Genomic DNA, 22,975 nt, shown 5'->3' with positions numbered 1-22,975 from the left:
TGATGCAATCTATTCCAGGCACTTATTATCTTGCGGCCAGCAGCCAAAGCTGTGCCGCGGTCCTGCATTATTCCACGGAAAGTCTCAGCATCCTTGATCCAGCCGGTGCGGTGTTGTGGCAAGGCAACGACTTTACCACCGGTGCCGATTTGCCCGGTTTACCGCTGGAAGTGCGGCTGGTTGATGGCAGTTATTTTCTGCCCGATGACCCTAAAGCACGATTAAACCAGTTCCAAAAGGCCGGACTCGCGACCCGGCTGGAACAACATAAAACGATAATTGTGCTGTCGGTGTTGTTGGTACCGGTGCTGTTATGGTGGATCTCGATGGTGGGCATTCCGAAAATGGCGGTCGCGATTGTCCCTTGGGTACCGCCAACCGCGATTGCCGCTGTTGATCAACAAACGCTGCTGATGCTGGATAAAACCATGCTAAACCCATCAGAATTAACGGCCGACACCCAACAATACTGGCGGGAGCAATGGTTACAGGCGCTAACTTCGCTGCCACAGCAACAGCAACGGGTGATTGATATTCAGTTCCGCCAGGCAAAACATTTGGGGCCTAATGCCTTTGCGTTACCGGCCGGCACTGTGGTGTTTACCGATGAGTTAGTGAGTTTGCTAAAAGATAAGCCGGATGCGTTGCTGGCAGTATTTTTACATGAAGTGGGCCATGTCCAGCATCAACACGGCATGACCTTGCTGGTGCAATCTACGGCCACCAGTTTAGTATTTGCGATGTTGTTTACCGACCTGGAAGGGATCACTGAAGTCCTGCTAGGTACCGGCAGTAGCTTGCTACAGGCTTCGTTCTCACGGCAAATGGAATCACAAGCCGATGATTTTGCGACTGATCATTTAAAAGCACTTGGTAAAAGCAGCAGCGGTTTTATAGACGCTATGCAAGCAATTAGTAGCGCTAGCGGTGGTAAAAACGCTGAAGAATTGGAGCAGTGGATGCAATATTTAAGTTCACACCCGAGCAGTGTCGAGCGGATAGAAAAAGCGAAAACGAAGCAGTAACGCCTGCAAACCAAATCCCCTCTCGTTAGACATTATCAAGCCCTAAATTTTACCCACAAAAAAACAGGCGTTCTGCAACAACCTTGCAGAACGCCTGTCGTGACTTGCGGTTCAGGAAAATCGTTTAACGCACAATTTCCATTTCTTTCAGCAGATTCGCCGCGCCGTCCGCTTTCTCCATTTGCCACAACATATAACGGCTGTCGACGTGGATAGAACGGTTCAGTGCTGGATCGTAATCGACGTCACCGATAATGCCTTCAATCACCCCATCAAACAGCAAACCGACCAATTCGGCTTTGCCATTGAGGGTTGGTGAGCCTGAGTTGCCGCCGGTGGTGTCGACGTTACTCAAGAAATTGACTGGCACGGTGTTCAGCACCGGATGGGTGTAGCCAGCAAAATCTGCTTTTTGAATGGCCGCCAACTGCACCGGTGGTGCATCAAACGGGTCGATACCAGTGGCTTTTTCGACAATACCTTTTACTGTGGTAAAGGGGCTATAACTGACCGCATCACGTGGCTGATAACCCTGCACTGTGCCGAACGTGACCCGTAACGTGCCATTCGCATCGGCATATACTGGTTTATTTTGGGTTTTATTAAAGGCAATGACTGCTTCCATCGCTTTTGGCCGCGCTACTGCGAACTTACCCATCAGCTCTTTGCCGGCATTTTCTTCAGCTAAATCAGTGTCAAACATCGCCACCGCAAACTGGATCATCGGATCTTCGCTTGCTTTAAAATCATCAACCGATTTGCCAACCCAAGCCAGACGTTCAACTTCGTCACCCAGTTTGGTTTGCTGATACATCGCCTGCAATTTTTCTTTTAAGGCCTTTTCGTCCACATCGGCGCCGGTCAGACCAAAGAAAGTATCGAAGGCTGCAACCCGCTGCTTTGCTGGCAACTGGCTGTAATGCTTCAGGAAATGCATGGCAATTTCCAAATCAACCTGCGGATCAAAGCTACGCGACATCCGCTTTAAACCAGCGGCAAACCGCTCTTGATCCCGTTCCTGATAACCAGTTTCCCGATCTTCATTTGGCTTGGTTGATTCATGCGCTAAGCGGTAAAGTTTACGTGCGGTGCTGAAGGTCTGGGCGTAGCCAAAATAATTTAAAATCAAATCACGTTGCTGAAACTCGATACTTTGTTCTGACAGTTGTTGCAGGTTTTTCAGCGCCGGGGCAAAACGTGCCTGACGGCCGGCATCGGCTTTAATCCAGCTTTGCATCATTTGCTCAGAGCTATCTTTGCGCTGCTGCGTGGTACCTTTTTGATAACTGGCTAACATGCCTTCGTAGTTTTTGGCGTAGTTCGCCAATCCCGCCAGAATTGATTCATATTTAATGCGGGCCTCTGAGCCAGCTGGCGCAATTTGTTTAATCAACTCAATGGTTTGTTCACGGTATGCTTTAGAAAGTGGCAAATTTTGGGTGAACATATTTTTCAGTTCAAACGCAGTGTTGTACCTGTTGGTACGGCCAGGATAGCCAATCACCATCACAAAATCGTTTTCCTGCACACCTTTGGCCGATACTTTTAAGAAAGATGGCGGTGTGAAAGGCACGTTTTCAGCATTAAATTCTGCTGGTTTACCGTCTTTGCCAACATAAGCCCGGTAAAACGAATAATCACCGGTGTGACGTGGCCACATCCAGTTATCGATATCACCACCAAATTTACCAACACCTCCAGCCGGCGCGTGTACTAAACGCACATCTTTGATTTCCAGCTGTTTAATCAGGTAATACTCCAGGCCACCATGGAAACTATAAACGCCACAGCGGTAACCGGCGGTCGCTTCACATTCAGCGATCAGCTCTTTGCGCAGCTGGTCGATTTTATCAAACCGCTCTTTGCCCAGCAGTTGCGGTGTCAGTTCCTGATTAATTTGTTTGGTGACGTTGCTGACTTGCTCGGTAACGAAAATTTTCGAACCTGGTGACGCTGGCAATTCTTCATTCAGAGTTTTGGCCAGAAAACCGGTTTGCAATAAGTTATTTTGGGCAGTGCTATTGTGCTGAATACTGCCATAAGCGCAGTGGTGATTGGTCACCGCCAGGCCTTGATTCGAAATAAAAGACGCGGTACAGCCCCCTAAGCTAATGACCGCATTCATTGGGAAAGTGGTCAGCTGTGTGATGCTGGCGGCATCAATTTCCAGACCTTTGCTCTTTAATACCGCTTCAAGTTCCGGCAATTGATGAGGCTGCCACATCCCTTCATCGGCCCAGCCATTGGCACTTACCAACAATGCCATCGCCAACATGGTTTTTTTCATTATGAATTTCCTTTGTCTAAACTGTGATTACACCGCGAATTCAAGGCGTGGAAAAACCCGAAAGTTAACGGGCTGTGGCTGGCATTGTGCGATAAATTTAATAAATGTACAGTACAGTCACCGACAATTTCTCACTGTTGGTTGATTTTCAAGATAAAATCCCAATATCCGCTTTGCGTTCTATTTTAACCGTACTTGAGGACGAGCTTGCCAAAAGCTGGGTAACAGCCAGTAGGGAGCTTTGATGGGAACTTCGATGGAAAAATTACTGGAAAAGCTGCTTTATTCGTCACGCTGGATTATGGCACCCATTTACCTCGGCCTGAGCTTGGTGCTGTTGGCGCTTGGTATCAAGTTTTTTCAAGAGGTGTTCTATATTCTGCCCGCAGTGTTCAGCATCAAAGAAGTGGATTTAATTCTGGTGGTGTTGTCGCTGATTGATATTACGCTGGTGGGTGGTTTGATTGTGATGGTGATGTTTTCTGGCTACGAAAACTTTGTCTCCAGGCTTGATATTAATGAAAAAGATGAAAAATTAAACTGGCTCGGTAAGGTTGATTCTGCATCTTTGAAGAATAAAGTGGCGGCTTCTATTGTGGCGATTTCGTCGATCCACTTGTTAAAAGTTTTTATGGACACGCCGAATATTCCGAATGACAAAATCATGTGGTACTTATTGATCCATATCACTTTTGTGGTTTCAGCCTTTGCGATGGGCTACCTGGATAAAATCATGAAGGACAAAGTTTAAACTACAGCCGCATGAGCGACTCAATCGCAACTCAATCGCAATACAACAGCGACGCCACAGCACAAAAACCGCGGCTGCAATAATGATGTAGCCCGGTAATCACAGCCGAGCCCTGTCTTGGCCTGGTTTTAATCTGATCACTTTGCATAATTTTGCTTTAGCTTATCGCAAGTTGCCATGTACTATAGCTTTGTCTAAAGTTTGACCTACCTGAACCACCGGGTCAGCGCTCATAAGTCTAAAGAGGTACAGTGTGCAGGGATCCGCGCCTGGCGTTTCGCCATCCCCCTTCAATTCGTGTTGTCGCAAGCTGTGGTTATGGCTGTGTTTATCGTTGCTGATTGCCGGTAGCGCTGCTGTTTCCGCCAGCGAAAATGGTTTACCGCTACTGAAAAACTACAAGCCCAAAGCCTACAATGCCGGCACCCAAAACTGGGCCATAGTGCAGGATCAACGAGGCATTTTGTATGTTGGCAACAATGTCGGTGTGCTGGAATTTGACGGCGTGCAGTGGCAAACCATTCAAACCTCAAATCAGTCGGTTGTCCGCTCTTTGGCCGTTGGGCCCGATGGCCGGATTTTTGTCGGCGCCAAAGGTGATTTAGGTTTTATCGACCCAGCCGTTGGTCCGCATTTTGTGTCCTGGACCGAGCGTATTCCCGAACAATACCGCGATTTTTCTGACATCCGGCAAACCTTCGTCACCCCGGAGGGCGTGATGTTTGTGTCCCGCCGTGATGTGTTTTTAATCAATGAACAACAGGTTCATACCTGGCGCAGCGACAGCAACTTTGGCAAAGCCTTTCAGATTGACAACAAGATTTTGATTGTCGACGCCGCCCTTGGGTTACTGCAATTCATCGATGGAAAATTGCAGCCGGTGGCCGGTACATCAACTCTGGTGAGCAAAAACATTTTTGTGATTGAAGCATGGCACGACAAGCAACTGCTGATTGGCTGTCGCAACACCGGCTTTTTCCTGCTGGATGAGCAAGGGCTCCGTCCCTTTGCGACCGATATCGACAACCGGTTACAGCAGGCGCTGCTTTACAACAGCAAGAGGCTACGCAACGGTTTGCTGGCCATCGCCACCGTGCGCGACGGAGTGTTTTTGCTGAACGAGCAAGGCAAACTGCTCAATCATCTGAATATCAATTCTGGCTTGCTAAATGACAATGTCCGCGCCATGTATGAAGATCCACAACAAGGTTTATGGCTGGCGCTGGATCATGGTCTGGCGCGGGTGGAAGCGTCATCGGCGATTTCGTTATACAACCATGTCACCGGACTCACCGGCAACGTCCACGCCTTACATCGTCACCAGCAGCATTTGTATGCAGGTACCAGCCAGGGTTTGTTCCGGCTTGAATCGAGCAGTGGCAAACAATCGGCGTTTGTACAATTACCACAGCTGAAATTTCAAACCTGGGATTTGGCCAGCGTCGGCGATGACTTACTCGTTGCCAATAACAAAGGGGTGTATCTGCTGGCCGATGAGCAAGCGCTACCGCTGTTGAGTTTGCCGGTATCCAGTAAAGTGTTGTTGCAATCCAAACAGCAACCGCAACGGGTCTGGATTGGATTGCAAAATGGTCTGATGAGCCTGCGAAAAACCGCTGCTGGCTGGCAAGCCGAATCTGCAATTGACGGGCTGGCCGGTAATATCAACAGTCTGGTGGAAACTGCCGCAGGTGAATTGTGGGTGGGTTCCCTGGCGCATGGTGTCTACCGTTTACAGTTACCGCCGGCCGCTGCCGATCAAGAACGCCCGGCGCCTATTATCACCCACTTTGGTGAAGTGCATGGCCTGCCCAGTGACAACCGTAATTCAGTGTCGATACTCGATCAGCAGCTGTTAATTTCCACCGTGCGTGGTTTGTATCGTTTTGACTCAGCCAATCAGCGGTTTTCCCCGGATAGCGCCTATCAGTCGTTGTTTACCGACCAACCCTGGGTGCGCTCACCGTCGCGCGATAGTCAGGGGCGACTGTGGATGTTGACCTGGAGTAACCAGACCGGCGAGCGTCAGGCCGGAGCAGCAGTGCCGGTCGCCGCCGCTCACACCAGTGCTGTCTCTGGCTCTGCTGGCTCAGACACGGCAGCGAGCCCCACCAACCTGCAATGGACCACGGCGCCGCTTTATCCACTTGCCGACACACCCCTGGATGAAATTCTGATCGAAGCAGACGATGTGATCTGGTTTGGTGGTGCCGAAGGTATTTTCCGCTTTGCCGCTGCTAAAAATCAGCCGGGACCTGCCGCCAACCAGCATTTCCCGCCGTTAATCCGCCGGGTACAGCATCAGGGCGAACCGCTGGCGCAGCTTGCCGGAAAACCGCTGCAATTGTCGGCCAGCCAAAACTCATTGCGCCTGGAATACACAGTGCCGCGATTTGGGCATCTGGATACCATGTTATTCCGGGTAAAACTGAACGGCTTTGAATCCGACTGGTCGCGGTGGAGCAACGAAACTTATCGCGACTACACCAACTTACCGGCCGGTCGCTATCAGTTTGAAGTGCAATACAAAAATGCCATTGGCGACATCAGCACGGCCAGCCCTTATCAACTGCAGATTGTCAGCCCCTGGTATCTGCGCTGGTGGGCGGTGGTCAGTTATTTATTGCTGATTGCACTTGGCGTATTGTCAGTGATGCGGTGGCGGTTAAATCTGGCGCTGCGCGAGCAACAAAGGCTCAGCTTGCTGGTGAACGAACGGACCCAACATCTGGAAAATACCATGCAGATGCTGGAGCAAGCCAAAACCAAAGCCGAAGCAGCGGCGCAGGCAAAAAGTGAATTTCTGGCCAATATGAGCCATGAGATCCGCACCCCAATGAACGCAATTATTGGTTTTTCACAGTTGGCACAAAACACCGAATCCTTTGCCGAGCAGCAGCTTTATCTTTCGAAAATCACCAATTCCAGTAAGATTTTATTAAGTATTATCAATGATATTCTCGACTTTTCTAAAGTCGAAGCCGGTAAGCTGGAACTGGAAAAAGTCCGGTTTCGGTTAAGTGATATGCTGCAGCAAGTGCGGGATTTATTTATTGAACAAAGCCGGCAAAAACGCCTCGAATTACAGTTTAGCGTTGAGCCTGGTGTACCGGATTTTCTGGTTGGCGACCCACTGCGGTTAAGCCAGGTGCTGGTCAATTTGCTCTCCAATGCGGTGAAATTTACCGGCACAGGTCAGGTGACTTTAACGGTCGATCACTGTGCTGATCTGACTAAATCAGCACAGACCGGCGAAGGTTATCATGATGAAATCTGGCTACAGTTTGCGGTGAAAGACACCGGCATCGGCCTGACTCAGGAGCAATGTGACAATCTGTTCCAGGCTTTTAGCCAGGCCGACAGCTCAACCAGCCGTAAATATGGCGGCACCGGCCTTGGCTTAAGTATCGCCCAGCGGCTAGTTGGCCTGATGGGCGGCAGTATTCAGGTGCAAAGTGAAGTAGGGATTGGCAGTACTTTTAGTTTTAGCGCCCGTTGTTATACCGCTACCGCCGTTGCCCAAAACCCTGGCCAACAACCGTTGGTCACGGCACCATCCGGCACTGCAGCAACTGGCGAACCGGGTCTGGTGTTGTTGGTTGAAGATAATAGTTATAACCAGACCTTAGCGCGGATTATTTTGCAGCACGCCGGTTTTGCGGTGAATATCGCAGAAAATGGCGCCCAGGCGCTGGATATGCTGGCCGAGCAGCCTTATCAGCTGGTGCTGATGGATGTGCATATGCCGGTGATGGATGGCTACACCGCCACCCGCGCCATTCGCGCACAGGCGCAATTTGCCAGATTACCGGTGATCGCGTTAACCGCGCACGTCACGGCGGATTTTCATCAGGAATGTCTGGATGCTGGGATGAATGATTTTGTCACCAAGCCTATTGACGCCCGCACCTTATTGGAGAAAGTGCGGGAGTGGGTATAGGCATACAGGTGCCAGTAACATCAACGGTAGGGCGCTACTCGCCGCGACAGCGGCAGTACGCCAACTGGTGATTTGACGCTGGTCTGCCACACGCTCACCTCGATCTTACTCCGATAAATCTCAAAGCTTTGCCCGCCATTTTGGGTAAGCCTTTAACACTGCTGCGGCGTTGTTCTGATACCAACCATAACCTTGTTGTCGTTCGAGTGATAACTCAGTGACTTTGGCTTTGATGCTGCCATCGCGATCAACAAATAGCGGCTGTTGGGTTTTTAAATCATAAAACCGGGCCCACAAAGGTTTGGCGCCGGGTGCTGCCACGAGTCGCATGCCTTTATCGTCGCGCTCTACTTTGGTATCGAGAATTTGTTTTTCCGAAAACCAACTCACTGCTGCTTCTACGGCTTGCACCACAGCCGCTGATGGCTGCGGTAATTCCATCAATAACAAAGTCACTCCGGCACTTTCACTGCTGGCGAGTGCGGCCAACTCATAAGCGCGTGCTGCTAACGGCTCTAAAGTCAACGGATGATGCTGCGCCGCCCAAATGGTCAATTTGCCATTGAGCTTCACCTGCGCTTTTAACAATAATTCAGTACCAAGCACAAACTGCTGCTTTGCTTGCTGCCGAATGTGCTCTGGCAACAACGCAAATTGCGGCGCTGCTGCGACGTCCTTCAGTAACCTTAATAATTCCACCAATACATGATCGTTCAGCGTCACTGCATCATGATAACCGCCGCGTAGCGGATAAGTCTGGGCGAAACCGCCGTTCGGATATTGCGCCGCCAGCACAAACTGCACACCCTTTTCTAAGGCTGCTTTCAGCTTTGGTTGCAATGCGGCAGGCGCATAAGGATAAAACGCCGCCAGCCAGCGCAGTTGCGTGGTGGTGGCACCGTTATCAAAAGTCGGAATATAGTTTTTCTCAACGCCAAACATCTGCCCGGGTTGACGCGGTAAACCGGCCATATCGGTGCGTTTACTCCAACCTCCGGACGGCGTCTGAAAGGACAACATCACTTGCGCTACGCGGATGGCGTCCGGGCTTTGTAGATATTCCACTGTTGGCTCTGGCTCAAAACCAAATTGTTTATGCTTGGCGGGTTTGCTGGCTTTGGTTTGCTGCAATAACACCAGCTCGTTTTGCAACAATGCCTGATCCTTGGCCGCGAATGCCTCTGAGCGTGCAAAATAGGCCTGCCAGGCTGGGTCTTGCGCAACTTGCTGACGCCAATCAAAACCTTGATCCTGCTCTGGATCAATGGCTATTGCACTGGTGCATACCGGCAAAAATAACAGCAACGCCAGTGCGAAAAAATCCCGCGAACGCCCGCATATTTTTTTAAACATAGATGATCCATCTGGTCTTACAACAAACAACCGGACTTGTTACCTAGGCCAAGTCCGGACGGGTTCAAACAACTTGGTTGATTGCGGAAGTTACCGCTTAAAACGATCCACGCACCCCAACCAAATACTGACGGCCGGTCAGCAGATATTCCACCGGACGAGACGTGTACACATCGCTCCACTGCTCAGTTGGCGTATTGGTCAGGTTCAGCGCTTCAAACGACAACGACAGATGTTCATTAATCTGATACCGCGACGAGAAGTTCAGCTGCCCCTTGTCTTCGTAACCGCGACCAAAACTGCCTTCGTCTTTGTATTTATCCAGATACTCTTTGGTGTAACGTTCGCGGAAGTTATACGACACCCGCGCACTCCAGTTATCCTGCTCAAAATACAGCGTGTAGTTATAACTCAAGCGCGAGGTTTCCTCGGCCAGTAAACTCGCAACCTGCGCGGTAAATGGGTCGGTAATATCACGTTTATAGTCAATCCAGGTCAGATTCGATAGGAAACCAAAACCATTCCATGGCTCCGGCAAGAAGCTAAACGGCTGTTGGTAAATCAGCTCCAAACCGGTTACACCTTCAGCTGGCGTATTGAGCAGTTGCGTCACATCCCAGGTGATAGTCGACGGGTCAACGTCTCCCAAATCGATGCCCATCGCGCTTAACTGCTCACGCGAATAGACTTCTTGCTTGGAACCTTTACTAAGACCGGTGATGTCTTTATAAAAAGCCGCCACCGCCAACAGCGATTCTTCAGCAAAATACCATTCCAACGCCACATCCACCTGATTCGATTCGTAAGGCCGCAAGGTTGGTCCGGCACCTTGTTCGATGGTCGCCGTTGGATCTTTGCTATCCGGTGTATTGACCTTAATCGCCGAAGCCAAATCGGCAATCGCTGGGCGGGTGATGGCTTGGGCTAAGCTAAAACGCGCCACTAAATCATCAGTCAAATCATAAGCCAGGTTTAAAGATGGCAACACGTCGCGGCTTTCGCTGACCGTTTCGCGCCAGCCGTAGCCACCCGCGAAATTCGCACCTTCGCCACGGCCCGGCGTGTAACCGTCGGCATAAATATGATCGAGGTTCACAATGGCTGAAGTATTGGTATTTTCAATCACCCGCACCCCGATATTGCCGCGCACATCTTTATCAAACAGGGTTTTGGTAAAATCGAGTTGCAGATAAGCACCGGTCACTTCTTCTTTTACATCGTAAGTGGTGGCATACCGCTCTTTAGCTGCAAAAAAACTTTCACCACCAAAAGCGGCCAATGATTTGGCGTAATCCGGCGTTAACCAGCTACCGGCGGTTAAGGTTGAAGAGCCCGGCACTGATGCGGCGTTACCAAAAGATGCGCCCACTTCACTTAGCGACAAACCAAATAATGCACCACGCAGCCGGTCTGCTGCTAGTTTCTGCACCAAAGCCTCGGCGCTGTCGCCGCTGGTTTTATTGGTGGCGGTATTTAGCACTTTCCAGCCGTTATCGCCTTGTACGTTGGCCGTTTCAAAGACCCGGTGATTGACGCCAAATTTCAGACTGTAATCATCGTTGAGTACATATTTAAAGCTCAGGCTTAAGTTGCTGTTTTCGCTATTGATATACTGATCTTTATTTCGCGCCAGGCCAATGCTGTACAGATCCGGATCCAGCATCAGTTGCTGTAATTGGGCTGCGGTGTAAGTGGCGCCAGGTTTTTGCGCCGGGGCAAAAGCAAAAGATGGCATATCCATATTCATCGAACCGGAGCCAAGACCGCTGCCTTTCTGACCAATCAGCGCCACCGGGTCAATCGCGCCATCAAAGCTGTAGGCAAAAGTTGAGTTAAACGAATCGAGCGCAAAAGTATGCTGAAACGGTGTATCCAATTTCGATTCGCCAACACCGGCCAGCGCCACCAGCGACAAGGCATCGCTGAGTTGCCAGTCGGCCGTTAAAGTCACCTGACTAAAATCAGAAGTGGAGACATCTTTGCGTGCTTCCGAGCGGATTGGTACGCCAGATAAGGTCGCCGCGACCACGGTATTGTTGGCGTCCACCACCAGATTTTCGGCGTAAATATTGGTTTTACTGCTGACGTTGCCGCGCAGCAGCGCCGAATAATGAAATTCGTCCATGGTGCTATCAAGCGAGGCATGCAATAAATCCAGACTAAAACGTAAGTCGTCGGTCGCCTGATATTGTAGCGCACCGGTTAAACCCAGACGGTCCTGGGCTTTATTAAAAATCGAATAACGCGGAATACGCGGCAAGTACAAACCTTCCATATTGGCATTGGTGTAAGCGCCTTTAGGCGACAATAAAAACACCGGCGCTGTGGTCAGTTTGTTATCCGGCGAACCGGCTTTAAAGGACGGATGATTGATATTCCAGCGCAGCGTCGTCGCGCCTTCACTTTGTACCAGACCTTCCGAATAGGCGGCGGAAAATAACACGCCAAACTTGTTATCCCAGTTTTTGCTGAACATCATTGACGCACGTGGGGTCACTTCTTCGGCGACATCGTTGTAACGGGCGTTCAGGTTGTAAGCGAACTTATCTTCCTGGTATTGAAATGGCCGCGCCGTTTGTAAATTGACGTTACCGGAAATACCACCGTCTTCCAGCTCGGCTGAGCTGGTTTTGTTGACATCAATCTGGGTAAATAACTCAGAGGCAAACACGTTAAAATCAAAAGCCCGGCTTTTATTGGCACCGCCCGCAGCGTCAGTAGCAGCACCAGCAGATGCCGATTCCATACCATTAATGGTGGTTTTGACAAAGGTCGAACCCAAACCACGCAAACTGATTTGCCGCCCTTCGCCCGCATCCTGTTCAATGGCAATGCCCGGCACCCTTGCTAAGGCATCGGCGATATTTAAATCCGGGAATTTACCTAAATCTTCGGCGAGGATAGTTTCTTTGGAGCCGACCGCTTCGCGTTTGGCCATTAACGCCACATTTAAACTGCCGCGAAAGCCGGAGACGGCGATCACTTCGATGTCTTTTTCTTTGTTGGTGGCAGCTGCAGGTTTGTCGGTATCGACAGTGCTTTGTGCCTGTCCTGTATTTTCCGAAGCAATATTTTCCTGCGCCACAACCTCCTGTGCGACCGCAGGTTGCAGCAATAACGTCATCCCACCGGCTAATAACATCGCCTGAAATAACGGCTGCAAAGGCCTGAGCTGGTTTGAACGAGTCGACCGGTGCGCGCCAGTCTGATGAGTTGATTTTTGGAATGTCATAAATATACCCTGTCTTTTTTTGTTGTGATTACAGGTTCTTACTGCGACCTGCTTGTTGGTTTAAAATAAAAATCCTGCTGCCATCGGCTGTTAAAATCCATAAGCCACCGGTGGCATTTCAAATAAATAAAAAGTTGCGTTCAACCTAAAACAGGAAATCCGTCGCTAAAAAACTACTGCTGCGCTGGTGGATCATCTGTTTTAATAAGGCAATTTGCTGATCGTTTTGCTTGGCTGCGACCAAAGTTGGAATAGAAAACTGCAACAAAGCGTCTTCCACCGACAAGGTGCCTTCGGCTGAATCTTTGCGACCGGTAAAGGGGAAACTATCCGGACTGCGCTGACACTGGCTATTGATGTTGATGCGGCCTACCTGATTGGCAAAAATATCCACCAGTTCACCAACTTGTTGCGGCTCACGACCAAAAATACTGAGCTGCTGGCCAAAATCAGAATGGATCACATAATCAATCACTTCGCTGATGTCGTTAAACGGCACCACCGGCACCAGCGGCCCAAATTGTTCTTCCTGATATAGGCGCATATCGGCAGTTACCGGATACAACACCGCTGGTTTAAACAACGATGCGGCAACTTCACCACCGCCTTGGTTCATCACCTGTGCGCCTTTCTCAGTCGCGTCCTGTAATAACGCGGTTAATGCGGCGGTTTTGCCGGGCTCCGGCAATGGGGTGATTTGCGCACCGGCTTGCCATGGCATCGCGAGTTTCAGCGCATTAACTTCCTGCGCCAGCTTTTGCACAAATTCATCCGCAATCGACTGATGCACAAACAGAATTTTTAGCGCAGTACAGCGCTGACCGTTAAAGCTTAACGCGCCGGATACCGCTTCTTTCACTGTGGCGTTTAAGTCGCAACACGGCAGAATAATCGCCGGATTTTTTGCATCTAACCCCAGCACGGCCCGCAGCCGATGTGGTTTTGGGTGCAGTTTTTTTAAGTCGCTGGCGCCTTTATTAGTCCCGATAAAAGCAAAAACATCAATTTTGCCACTTTCCATCAGCACGCCCACTGTTTCGCGGCCACGGCCATAAATAATGTTGATGACACCCGGCGGAAAACTGTCGGCAAAAGCCTGCAATAACGGCTGAATAAGTAACACGCCATATTTGGCCGGTTTAAAAATCACCGTATTGCCCATGATCAAGGCCGGGATCAAGGTGGTAAAAGTTTCATTCAGCGGATAGTTAAACGGGCCCATACAAAGAGCCACGCCGACCGGCACCCGGCGGATTTTGCCGATGGTGCCCTGCTCGACAATAAAGTGCGCCGCGTTGCGATCCTGCTGTTTTAGCGCATGAATGGTGTCGCGGATATAGTCGCAGGTGCGGTCAAATTCTTTGCTGGCATCGGCTTCGTTTTTGCCAATTTCCCACATTAATAGCTTGATGACTTCAGTGCGGGTTTTCAGCATCGCCTGCAGGAATTTCTCCACGTGTAGCACCCGCTCCAGCACCGGCAGCGTTGGCCATTCGCCACGACCCAAATCGTAGGCTTTGAGTGCTGCATCCAACGCGGTTAAGGCGGCAGTACCATCGAGCAAAGGCGTGGCACCCAGCACATAAGGGGTTAATTCATTGGTGTTTTCATCACGTAAACAGACCGGACTCACCACCGGTGCCAGTTCACCCGGCCAGCGTTTGAGTGCACCACCGATTAAATAGTCGCGTTGAAACACCGGCTCACCCGGCGCAAATTGCGGCGGAATATCGGCACTGGTTGGAAATAATCCGGCTAAAGGGCTGACTGGTTGGTTCACGTTATTGCTCCTGCAAATGGCTATTAGGCTGTCGATATTTCGATAGCGATCACGAATTTCAGGCAAAAAAAGCCCATACTGCGGCGAACCGCAGCAAAAATTCGGTCTTCCAAAAAAATTTTTAACTAGAAATCGGCGATCGGATTTTTAGTTTGAAACTCGGCAAATTTGTCTTTTGCCACAATAGCGCCGGTATGTTCCACCACAAAAGCAGCCAGCGTTGCCGCATACTGACAAGCCGCTTTGGCTGATTTGCCGTGTAGCCGCGCCGACAAATAACCGCCGTTGTAGGAATCGCCAGCAGCTGTGGTATCAACGACTTTTTTCACCTGCACCGCCGGGCTATGGAACGAATCGCCATCGACCTGTGCCAAAACCCCTTCTTTGCCGTTTTTGACAATAATTTCCTGCACGCCATAACTGATTAAGCGCGCCAGCACGGCTGGAGAGTCGGCATCGTTAAACAGCACTTTATGGTCATCGACGCCTGGCAGTGCTATGTCCGCCAGTTGATAAGCACGGATAAAATTCTCCCGCGCCTGCTCCGGGCTTTGCCATAACGCTGGCCGGTAATTGGGGTCAAAACCGATGCGACAACCGCTGGCTTTGAGTTCCTTCACCAGCGTAAACAAGGCTTCGCGATCTTCCGGCGATAAAATTGCCAGCGTGATACCGGAGAAATAAAACAAGTCCACACCTTGTAACGAAGCTTGCAGTTGCTGCGCCTGCAGGCATTGCAACACTTGTTTCGCAGCTGAGGTTTCGCGCCAGTACACAAAACTGCGTTCGCCAAAACAGTCGGTATTGATCATATAAAGGCCAGGACGGGCGGTTTTCGTGCGCAGTAATAAATCGGTGTCGATTTTTTCATCCTGTACCGCACGCAACAATTTATCGCTGATAAGGTCAGTACCGATGGCGCTAAAAAACTGCACCTGTGCCTCAGCGCCAACACTGCGTTTTAAATACACCGCAGTGTTAAACACGTCGCCAGCGAAATTCTGGTGGTAAACGTTTTCGACCAGCTGAAACAGCTCGACCATACATTCACCCATCATGATAACCCGTTGTGTCATAGTCTTTCGCCGTCCGTCTGAGTTGCTAAATTGCCTGCGTTAACAGTGGTTTAAAACATCAACAATGTGCCAGTTTAAGCCCGGCGTTGCAAGGCAGCGACCGGCTTGCAACGCTGAGCAACCGCAACTGCAGCTGCCGCCAAATCCGTGATCTGCTGCCAGTCGCCGGCTTTGACCAGAGCTGCCGGCGAAATCCAGGAGCCGCCGACCACAAACACATTGGATAGCGATAAATAATCCGCCAGATTATGCTGGGCAATACCGCCGGTCGGGCAAAACCGCACTTGCTGGTAAATGCCGCTGAGCGCTTTGAGCATCTCAGTACCGCCACTTAAATGCGCCGGAAAAAACTTCAGCTCGGTTAAGCCCATTTCCAAAGCCATCGCCACTTCCGAGCTGGTCGATACACCAGGCGCCATCGCCAAACCGGTATCGATCATCGCCTGCAACAACGCTGGGGTGCTGGCCGGGCTCACTAAAAACTGCGCGCCGGCGTTCTTGCAATTGTCAGCATCGGCTTTGCTCAGCACGGTGCCTGCACCGACTAACAAATCCGGGCATTGCTGACGAATGGCACTGATGCCATCCAGTGCCGCGGCGGTGCGAAGTACCACTTCCACCGCGCTGATGCCACCTTGTTGCATTGCTTTGGCGATTTGCACTGCTTGCGCTGCGCTATCGGCTTGGATAATTGGCAATAGTGCCGGACCGCTGATCAATGAAGATAAAGAAGGTAATGAAGGCGATGTTGATAAAACGGTCATACAGAAACTCCGTCTTGCTGCAATTGCAGCGCTAAAGTAGAAAGTTGTAATTGATCAAGGCTGGTGTAAGCGTTTTTCAGCGCGGCGACAAAACGGCTGTCGAGCGCCAGTTTCGGCGGGAAGACTGCATCTAAAGTGAGAAACAGTGCCACTTCCGTTGCCGGCTCATTCGCCTGCTCTGCACACTGCGCCGCCACCGCCAGAAGCTGCGCCGCCAGCGGATCGACCAGCGTCACGCCTTGCGCTTGCTGCGATGCGCGCAACCGGATAAACCGGCACCAGGCGGCAATCGCCAGCGCCAGTTTGGCAATAGGCCGGCCAGCCGCTAAGTTGTCCTGAATAACTGGAATGAGCCGCATCGGTAATTTTTGCGAGCCATCCCAGGCGATTTGCGCCAATAAATGCCGCACTGACGGGTTTTCAAAACGACGGAAAATATCGGCGCTGTAGCTTGCCACGTCCAGCTCGGCTGGCGCCTGAAACGATGGTTGAATTTCTTCCTCCACCAATGCCTTTAAGAATCTAACCAACACCGGTTGTTGCATCGCGTCATACACGGTTTCAATACCCAGCAACACGCCAAGGTAGGCCATGGTTGAGTGTGGTGCATTGAGTAGCCGCAATTTGGCTTTTTCAAAAGCACTGACATCGCTGGCATAAATCACCCCGGCTTTGCCCCAGGCTGGCCGGTCGGCGGGCAGAATGTCTTCAATCACCCACTGGCAAAAAGCTTCACGTTTAATTGGCCAGGCGTCTTCTAAACCAAGCTCATGAGCTACCGCTTGGCGCAGAGCATCGTCGGTGGCCGGGGTAATGCTGTCGACCATAGTGCATGGACTAATCAGCTGTTGCTTCAGCCAATTGGCGAGCGCCGGTGAACTTTTTTCGGCAAAAGTCAGCAAAGCATTTTTCAGCTTATGGCCGTTGTCGGTTAAGTTATCGCAGCTAATCACTACAAAAGGCGGCACGTTGGCGGTAAAACGCAGTTGCAGCGCTTTGACCAATAAGCCAATAGCCGATTTTGGCTGGCTACTATCAGCACAGCTGTTTAAATCGCGGGCAAAACTTTGTAAATCGTGCACGATATCAGCGTGTTGCAAATCCAGCACCCCGGCACCGTTCAGGCAATAACCTTTTTCGGTGATGGTCATGGTGACGTATTTAGTTGCTGCTGCCGTTAACCGCGCCAGCACTTGTGGGAAATGTTTTGGCGCGACCAGCACTTCGGCCACCGAGCCAATCAGCTGATAACTGGTTTGCTGCTCCATCACCGCCAGCGTGTATAAACCATCTTGTGGCGTTAAAGCATCCGACACATCAGAACTTCGTAGCGCCACCGCACAAATCCGCCAGTCGCCGCCCTGCTTTAATGCTTGATGCGTGTACCAGGCCTGATGGCCGCGGAAAAATGCGCCGGGGCCTAAATGCACAATGCCGATGCCGGGTTGAGCGGACTGATCAGCACCAGATGTTAAATAGCCCGGCAACGCCAAAGCCGGAATTGTGGCAGCAGTTCCTTGCAGCGTCTGCTGACTTAACCGTGGCAGCGTTGAAGTTTTCGCTTCTGCCAGCGGTGGCATTGTTTGTGCGTTTGCGCTCATCACCGAGTCCATCATCAGTGGAGCCATTTCGGCCCCGTTTTGAAATTAGTTTTGAAATTAATTGAGAAACGAATCCGCCAGCTTAAGCCAGCTGATAAGCCTTTTTCACCAGCCCATACGTCAGCTGATAAGCCAGTTCGGCCGCTTCGTCTTCACCTAACCGATGCTCGGCGACCAAACCTGCCAGGAAACGGCAGTCAATGCGCCGCGCGACATCGTGGCGCGCCGGAATGGAGAAGAAAGCCCGGGTGTCATCATTAAAGCCAACAGTGTTATAAAAACCTGCAGTTTCAGTGACCTGATGGCGAAAACGTAGCATGCCTTCCGGGCTGTCATGGAACCACCAGGCTGGTCCTAACTTCAGACAGGGATAATGGCCAGCCAATGGCGCCAGTTCACGGGCGTAAGTGGTTTCATCCAGCGTAAACAGGATGATTTTTAAATCTGAGTTATTGCCGTACTTATCCAGCAAGGGTTTTAAATTACTGACAAATTCGGTTGGGCTTGGAATATCGGCGCCTTTATCCGGGCCAAAATTCTGGAAAATAACCGGGTTATGATTGCGAAAGGCACCCGGATGAATTTGCATCGTCATGCCATCTTCGATGCTCATACCGGCCATTTCAGTCAGCATTTGCGCGCGGAACAATTCGGTTTGCTGCGTGCTGGCCTCACCTTTTAAACAAAGTGCAAACAGCGCCGCAGCTTCGGCTTTAGATAAATCGGCGGTTTTGGCGGTTGGGTGACCGTGATCGGTCGCGGTCGCGCCATGGTCGCGGAAAAATTGCCGACGGATGCGCAGCGCCTGTAAATAACCGTCCCAGCTTTGCGTATCCTGGCCTGTTAGTTCACCGAGTTTTTGCACATTGGCAGCAAAATCGGCGCGATCGGCATCGACCACATCATCCGGGCGGAAAGTGGTGATGACTTTTTTGTCATAACCGGTGCCTTTCAGTGCGCTGTGGTATTTCAATGAATTGAGCGCACCTTCGGTGGTCGCCAACAGCTCAATGTTAAAACGGTCTAACAAGGTACGGGGCTTAAATTCTGGTTTCACCAGCTGCGCATTGATGCTGTCGTAAAAATTGTCAGCGGTGGCCGTGGTTAAGGCTTGCGTAAAACCAAACACTTCGCTAAACACATGATCAAGCCACATCCGCGATGGCGTGCCGCGGAACAAATGATAATGGCTGGCAAAAGTCTGGAAAATTTTACGGTAATCGCTTTCCACTGCCACACCGTCTTTACGGCGAATACCTAAGCTTTCCAGCGAAATGCCCTGGCTATATAACATCCGGAATACATAGTGATCCGGCAGTAATAACAGGCTGGTGGCGTTGTCGAAATTGGCATTGTCGGCAAACCATTTTGGATCAGTATGCCCATGTGGGCTGACAATAGGTAAACCGGCGATTTCGCGGTATAAACGCTGCGCGATGGCCCGAACTGTTGGATCGGACGGAAATAAACGGTCTGGATGTAAAGTTAATGCGGCCATCTGGGCTCCTTCAATTGCCGGTATTTGCGGCAACTTATTCATTAGTTAAAGCGTGACGCCGTTTTTCCACAGCGCAATTTCTTTATTGTCAGACTTCTCATTGCGGGTGTACTGACCTGACGCCACCTGCAGTAAATAACGGAAAAATTCTTTGCTAAATTGCTGGCTATCCACGCCCGGTAACAACATGGCGCCGGCGTCGTAATCAATCCACATTGGCTTACGCGCAGCTAAATTTGAGTTCGACGAAATCTTCACCGTCGGCACTGGAAAACCAAGTGGCGTGCCACGACCGGTGGTGAACAACAGCAGCGTCGCGCCTGCTGCGGTAAGCGCAGTGGACGACACGGCGTCATTGCCCGGCCCTTCTAACAAGGTCAGGCCCGGCACGCTGGCCAGTTCGCCGTATTGGATCACTTGCTCGACGATGGCCGACCCACCTTTTTGAATGGCACCTAAGGATTTTTCTTCCAGCGTCGTCAAACCACCGGCTTTATTGCCAGGGCTTGGGTTTTCATACACCGGTTGGTTGTTGTCGATAAAATATTGCTTAAAGCCATTCACTAACTTCACGATGTCGTTAAACACCGCTTCATTGCGCGCGCGCGCCATAAACACTTGTTCAGCGCCAAACATTTCCGGCGTTTCGGTCAAGATCACTTTGCCGCCAGCGCCAGCGGCTAAATCAGCCACCTGACCGACTAAAGGATTGGCGGTGAGACCACTTAAACCGTCTGATCCGCCGCATTTCATCCCAAACACCAGCTCGGATACCGGGCAAGCAGTACGTTGGTCTTGCGCCATCAGCGCCAGCAATTCTTCAACCGCCGCGATGCCTTCTTCGACTTCATCTTCCACTTGCTGCGCGTTAAAAGAACGAATGCGGCTGCTATCAACGCCAGGGCTGGCTTCCAGTAATTTCGCCAGCTGATTGTTTTCACAACCAAGACCAACCACCAGCACCGCACCAGCGTTGGGATGCTGAATCAGACCAGCCAAAATAGTGCGGGTATGGGCGAGATCGTCGCCAAGTTGTGAACAACCAAATGGATGGGTGTAAGCAAAAACACCATCAATACTGGTTTGCACAGAATCGGTGTTTAAAATTCCAGCCGCCGCCAGCCGCTTATTGGCTTCTGCGGCAATCCGGGTGGCTGCGCGATTGACACAACCGACGGTATTGATGATCCAAAGCTCGTTGCGGGTGCCGACTTTGCCATTTTTGCGGCGATACCCCATAAATTCGGTGGGTAAATCAGCAGGATAATCAAGCTCAGTCGCCTGACAGCCACTGTAGTTGTAGGCCAGTTCGCCGCTCAGATTGGTCGCCGTATTGTGCGAGTGAATATGGCTACCGGCTTTTACTACTTGAGTTGTCGCGCCAATGGCAAAACCGTATTTGCGCACTTCAGCGCCTTGGGCTAAATCGGCAATCGCGACCTTATGACCGGCCGGAATTTCTTCCAACGCAGTCAGGTGCTGATATGGCGCTGGCAACACTTCGCCTTGAGCGATAGCACGCAGTGCAATTAATACATTGTCGCGTGGATGCACTTGCCACAAAGCAACGGTTTGCGTAGTGGCCGGCTCTGGCAAACTGACACTGCAACCTGGCTTGCTGTTGCTGGCTGCTGTTGTTGATTCAGTCGACATCGACTTGCTCCTGGGCCCCGCTTGGCTAGCGGTGGCAATTTTAAAAAATATAAGTTTTATCGTTGCGGTAGCGGCCTGGCCACTACAGCTGTAACGGCTTGCCGTTATAACGCACGTTATCCAGCACCAGTTGCGGCGCCCCTTCCACCACGCCAATTTCGGCTTGATCGATGGTGACATTCGACAACTGTACCAAGCCGACCGGCGCCCGTGGTAACCCCCGCACTTCAAAAATCCGCTTGGCTTTTTTCACATGCAAATTGCTGACAAAAATATTTTGTACCAACGGCAAATGGTCACCGGCATCACCTTCTTCGTAGTAGAAGTTAATGACGATGGCGTCTTTTACTTCGCCAATTTCGATATCGGTTAAAGCCACGGTATCAATCAGACCACCGCGCAAGGAGTTGGTTTTGATGCGCAGGCCACGTTCTAAATCCGGGCTACTCATCCGTAATCGACGGGCGAAAATGTGGTTGGCACCACCGGAAATTTCGCTCCCGATCACCACACCGCCGTGTCCGGATTTCATCATGCAATCCTGGATCACCACGTTTTGCACTGGCGTCGCCAAGCGCCGACCATCGTTATTGCGACCGGATTTCAGCGCAATACAGTCATCGCCGGTATCAAATAAACAGTTTTCAATCAGTACTCTGTTGCAGGATTCAGGATCGCAGCCATCGGAATTTGGACCGTGGCTGACAAAGTTCACACCACGCACGATGACGTCCGTGCAAAGCACCGGATTAACCAGCCAAAACGGCGAATTGCGAATGGTCACGCCTTCAATCAACACCCGGCTACAACGATACGGCTGAATAAACGGCGGTCGTAAAAAGTTCTTCTCAAATACCCGCTCCGCCACCGGCACACCTGCTTCAGCCATCGCAAATAACGGCGCGCGGGTTTGCTGTTGATCGGTTGCGGCGTCAAGCTGCCACGGCGTATGTTTCCATTTGCCTTTCCACGGCCACCAGTTGGTATTGCTGCCACCACCTTCTAAAATACCTTCGCCGGTAATGGCGATATTGTCTTGCTCAAAGGCGTAAATCAGCGGCGAATAACCCATTAATTCCACGCCTTCCCAGCGGGTAAACACATAAGGCAAATAGGCTTTAGGATCGGTTGAAAATGCCAGCACGGCGTTTTTCTGCAGGTGTAAATTGACGTTGGATTTTAAATGCACAGCGCCGGTCAGCCAGCGACCTTCTGGCACCATCACCCTTCCGCCACCGGCTTGGGCGCAGGCGGCAATCGCCTTGGCAATAGCGTTGGTGCAATCGGCACCTGCCACAGCACCAAACTGGGTGATTAAAAAATCGCGGGCGGCAAATTGAGTCGGCGCGATACTTTTTACAATAGCGTCGGCTTGTTGCCAGAGCTGCTGTTGTGCCTGTTGAGTTTTTGGCGAAGAACTTAATGTGTTTAATTTCGCAGCCGGTGTTGCCGAATTCACATCAGTCGATTGCGTTTTAGCACAACCCGCCAACCAGCCGCCGAGCGGCAGCGATAAAGCAGCCAATGACATCAGGCCGCCTTTCATGTGCTGTCGTTTTTGTCGATTGATGGTCACGCTATTCACTCCAACTGCCGAATTCACACCACATAAGTACAACTAAGTACAATGAATCTCTGTATTGAACCACAATATAACGCATCTGCCACCGGTGGCAATAGCTGACAGAAATTTTTTGCCACCGCTGGCAGGATGCTGATTATTGGTTTCAGATATGAAATAACGGCCTGAATGGCAAGGTTACTGTCGATGCGGTAGCGGTAATAATTTCAGCAGCGCGTTTACCGCCACCGGCAGCAGCACAGGCGCTGTAACCCATGCGAAGTAAAATCGTCTAAATATCTGAAATACCAAAACTTTATGCTAAAAAACATCACCCACTTCTGCCCGAGCGTTCGGAAAAATCGCTGGTTCAATATAGTGCTAAGCCTTGATAAAGAACAAATTTATCATCTGCAATCCAAAAAAAGCCACGGCATCTGCGCAAAGCTCAACT

General features: G+C 50.8%; 13 protein-coding genes. 3 read left to right on the top strand and 10 right to left on the bottom strand.

Annotated features, from left to right (window positions below):
- The first annotated feature begins 2 nt into the window (after positions 1-2).
- Positions 3-1,025, top strand: a complete 1,023-nt coding sequence (locus EOE67_RS17665; protein ID WP_164852425.1) for a M48 family metallopeptidase — start codon at positions 3-5, stop codon at positions 1,023-1,025.
- Positions 1,026-1,149: 124 nt separating this feature from the next.
- On the opposite strand, the gene EOE67_RS17660 is transcribed toward EOE67_RS17665, so the two are convergent.
- Positions 1,150-3,312: a S46 family peptidase gene (locus tag EOE67_RS17660; protein ID WP_127700653.1), complete on the bottom strand. Its 2,163-nt coding sequence runs from the start codon at positions 3,310-3,312 to the stop codon at positions 1,150-1,152.
- 256 nt (positions 3,313-3,568) lie between these two features.
- Here EOE67_RS17660 and EOE67_RS17655 point away from each other — a divergent pair, with 256 nt between their 5' ends.
- Both EOE67_RS17655 and EOE67_RS17650 read left to right on the top strand, forming a co-directional pair.
- A complete protein-coding gene (locus EOE67_RS17655; RefSeq protein WP_127700667.1) occupies positions 3,569-4,063 on the top strand; it encodes a TIGR00645 family protein in 495 nt (164 codons plus the stop codon).
- 253 nt (positions 4,064-4,316) lie between these two features.
- Positions 4,317-8,003, top strand: a complete 3,687-nt coding sequence (locus tag EOE67_RS17650; protein WP_127700652.1) for a hybrid sensor histidine kinase/response regulator — start codon at positions 4,317-4,319, stop codon at positions 8,001-8,003.
- Between the two features lie 120 nt (positions 8,004-8,123).
- Here the strand turns inward: EOE67_RS17650 and pelA are convergent, their stop codons facing one another.
- The 9 genes from pelA to EOE67_RS17605 form a co-directional block, all read right to left on the bottom strand.
- Positions 8,124-9,356 carry a pectate lyase gene (pelA, locus tag EOE67_RS17645; RefSeq protein ID WP_127700651.1) on the bottom strand — a complete coding sequence of 411 codons (1,233 nt, stop codon included), beginning with the start codon at positions 9,354-9,356 and terminating at the stop codon, positions 8,124-8,126.
- Positions 9,357-9,453: 97 nt separating this feature from the next.
- Positions 9,454-12,588, bottom strand: a complete 3,135-nt coding sequence (locus EOE67_RS17640; protein ID WP_206099653.1) for a TonB-dependent receptor — start codon at positions 12,586-12,588, stop codon at positions 9,454-9,456.
- Positions 12,589-12,733: 145 nt separating this feature from the next.
- A complete protein-coding gene (locus tag EOE67_RS17635; RefSeq protein ID WP_127700650.1) occupies positions 12,734-14,368 on the bottom strand; it encodes an NADP-dependent glyceraldehyde-3-phosphate dehydrogenase in 1,635 nt (544 codons plus the stop codon).
- A 125-nt stretch (positions 14,369-14,493) separates the two neighbouring features.
- The gene (locus EOE67_RS17630) at positions 14,494-15,444 is read right to left on the bottom strand and encodes a sugar kinase (RefSeq protein ID WP_127700649.1); all 951 of its coding nucleotides are present in this window, start codon (positions 15,442-15,444) and stop codon (positions 14,494-14,496) included.
- 74 nt (positions 15,445-15,518) lie between these two features.
- Positions 15,519-16,208, bottom strand: coding sequence for a bifunctional 4-hydroxy-2-oxoglutarate aldolase/2-dehydro-3-deoxy-phosphogluconate aldolase (eda, locus tag EOE67_RS17625; protein ID WP_127700648.1), 690 nt, complete (start codon positions 16,206-16,208; stop codon positions 15,519-15,521).
- Positions 16,205-17,836, bottom strand: coding sequence for a mannitol dehydrogenase family protein (locus EOE67_RS17620; protein WP_240652868.1), 1,632 nt, complete (start codon positions 17,834-17,836; stop codon positions 16,205-16,207). The genes eda and EOE67_RS17620 overlap by 4 nt, the downstream gene beginning before the upstream one ends.
- A 55-nt stretch (positions 17,837-17,891) precedes the next feature.
- Positions 17,892-19,307 carry a glucuronate isomerase gene (gene uxaC / locus EOE67_RS17615; protein WP_127700647.1) on the bottom strand — a complete coding sequence of 472 codons (1,416 nt, stop codon included), beginning with the start codon at positions 19,305-19,307 and terminating at the stop codon, positions 17,892-17,894.
- 45 nt (positions 19,308-19,352) lie between these two features.
- The gene (locus EOE67_RS17610; protein ID WP_127700646.1) at positions 19,353-20,960 is read right to left on the bottom strand and encodes a UxaA family hydrolase; all 1,608 of its coding nucleotides are present in this window, start codon (positions 20,958-20,960) and stop codon (positions 19,353-19,355) included.
- Positions 20,961-21,042: 82 nt separating this feature from the next.
- Positions 21,043-22,536, bottom strand: a complete 1,494-nt coding sequence (locus EOE67_RS17605) for a glycoside hydrolase family 28 protein (protein ID WP_240652867.1) — start codon at positions 22,534-22,536, stop codon at positions 21,043-21,045.
- Between the last annotated feature and the right edge of the window lie 439 nt (positions 22,537-22,975).

The sequence above is a fragment of the Rheinheimera riviphila genome (assembly GCF_004005945.1).
Taxonomy (GTDB): domain Bacteria; phylum Pseudomonadota; class Gammaproteobacteria; order Enterobacterales; family Alteromonadaceae; genus Pararheinheimera; species Pararheinheimera riviphila.
The sequence above is the reverse complement of the archived record's forward strand: the minus strand, read 5'-3'. Positions and strand labels throughout refer to the sequence as shown.

Coding starts and splice junctions, on each gene's coding strand:
- EOE67_RS17630 (WP_127700649.1), bottom strand. CDS start 15,444: ATGACACAACGGGTTATCATGATGGGTGAATGTATGGTCGAGCTGTTT.
- EOE67_RS17665 (WP_164852425.1), top strand. CDS start 3: ATGCAATCTATTCCAGGCACTTATTATCTTGCGGCCAGCAGCCAAAGC.
- uxaC (WP_127700647.1), bottom strand. CDS start 19,307: ATGGCCGCATTAACTTTACATCCAGACCGTTTATTTCCGTCCGATCCA.
- EOE67_RS17620 (WP_240652868.1), bottom strand. CDS start 17,836: ATGGCTCCACTGATGATGGACTCGGTGATGAGCGCAAACGCACAAACA.
- pelA (WP_127700651.1), bottom strand. CDS start 9,356: ATGTTTAAAAAAATATGCGGGCGTTCGCGGGATTTTTTCGCACTGGCG.
- eda (WP_127700648.1), bottom strand. CDS start 16,208: ATGACCGTTTTATCAACATCGCCTTCATTACCTTCTTTATCTTCATTG.
- EOE67_RS17610 (WP_127700646.1), bottom strand. CDS start 20,960: ATGTCGACTGAATCAACAACAGCAGCCAGCAACAGCAAGCCAGGTTGC.
- EOE67_RS17655 (WP_127700667.1), top strand. CDS start 3,569: ATGGAAAAATTACTGGAAAAGCTGCTTTATTCGTCACGCTGGATTATG.
- EOE67_RS17660 (WP_127700653.1), bottom strand. CDS start 3,312: ATGAAAAAAACCATGTTGGCGATGGCATTGTTGGTAAGTGCCAATGGC.
- EOE67_RS17640 (WP_206099653.1), bottom strand. CDS start 12,588: ATGACATTCCAAAAATCAACTCATCAGACTGGCGCGCACCGGTCGACT.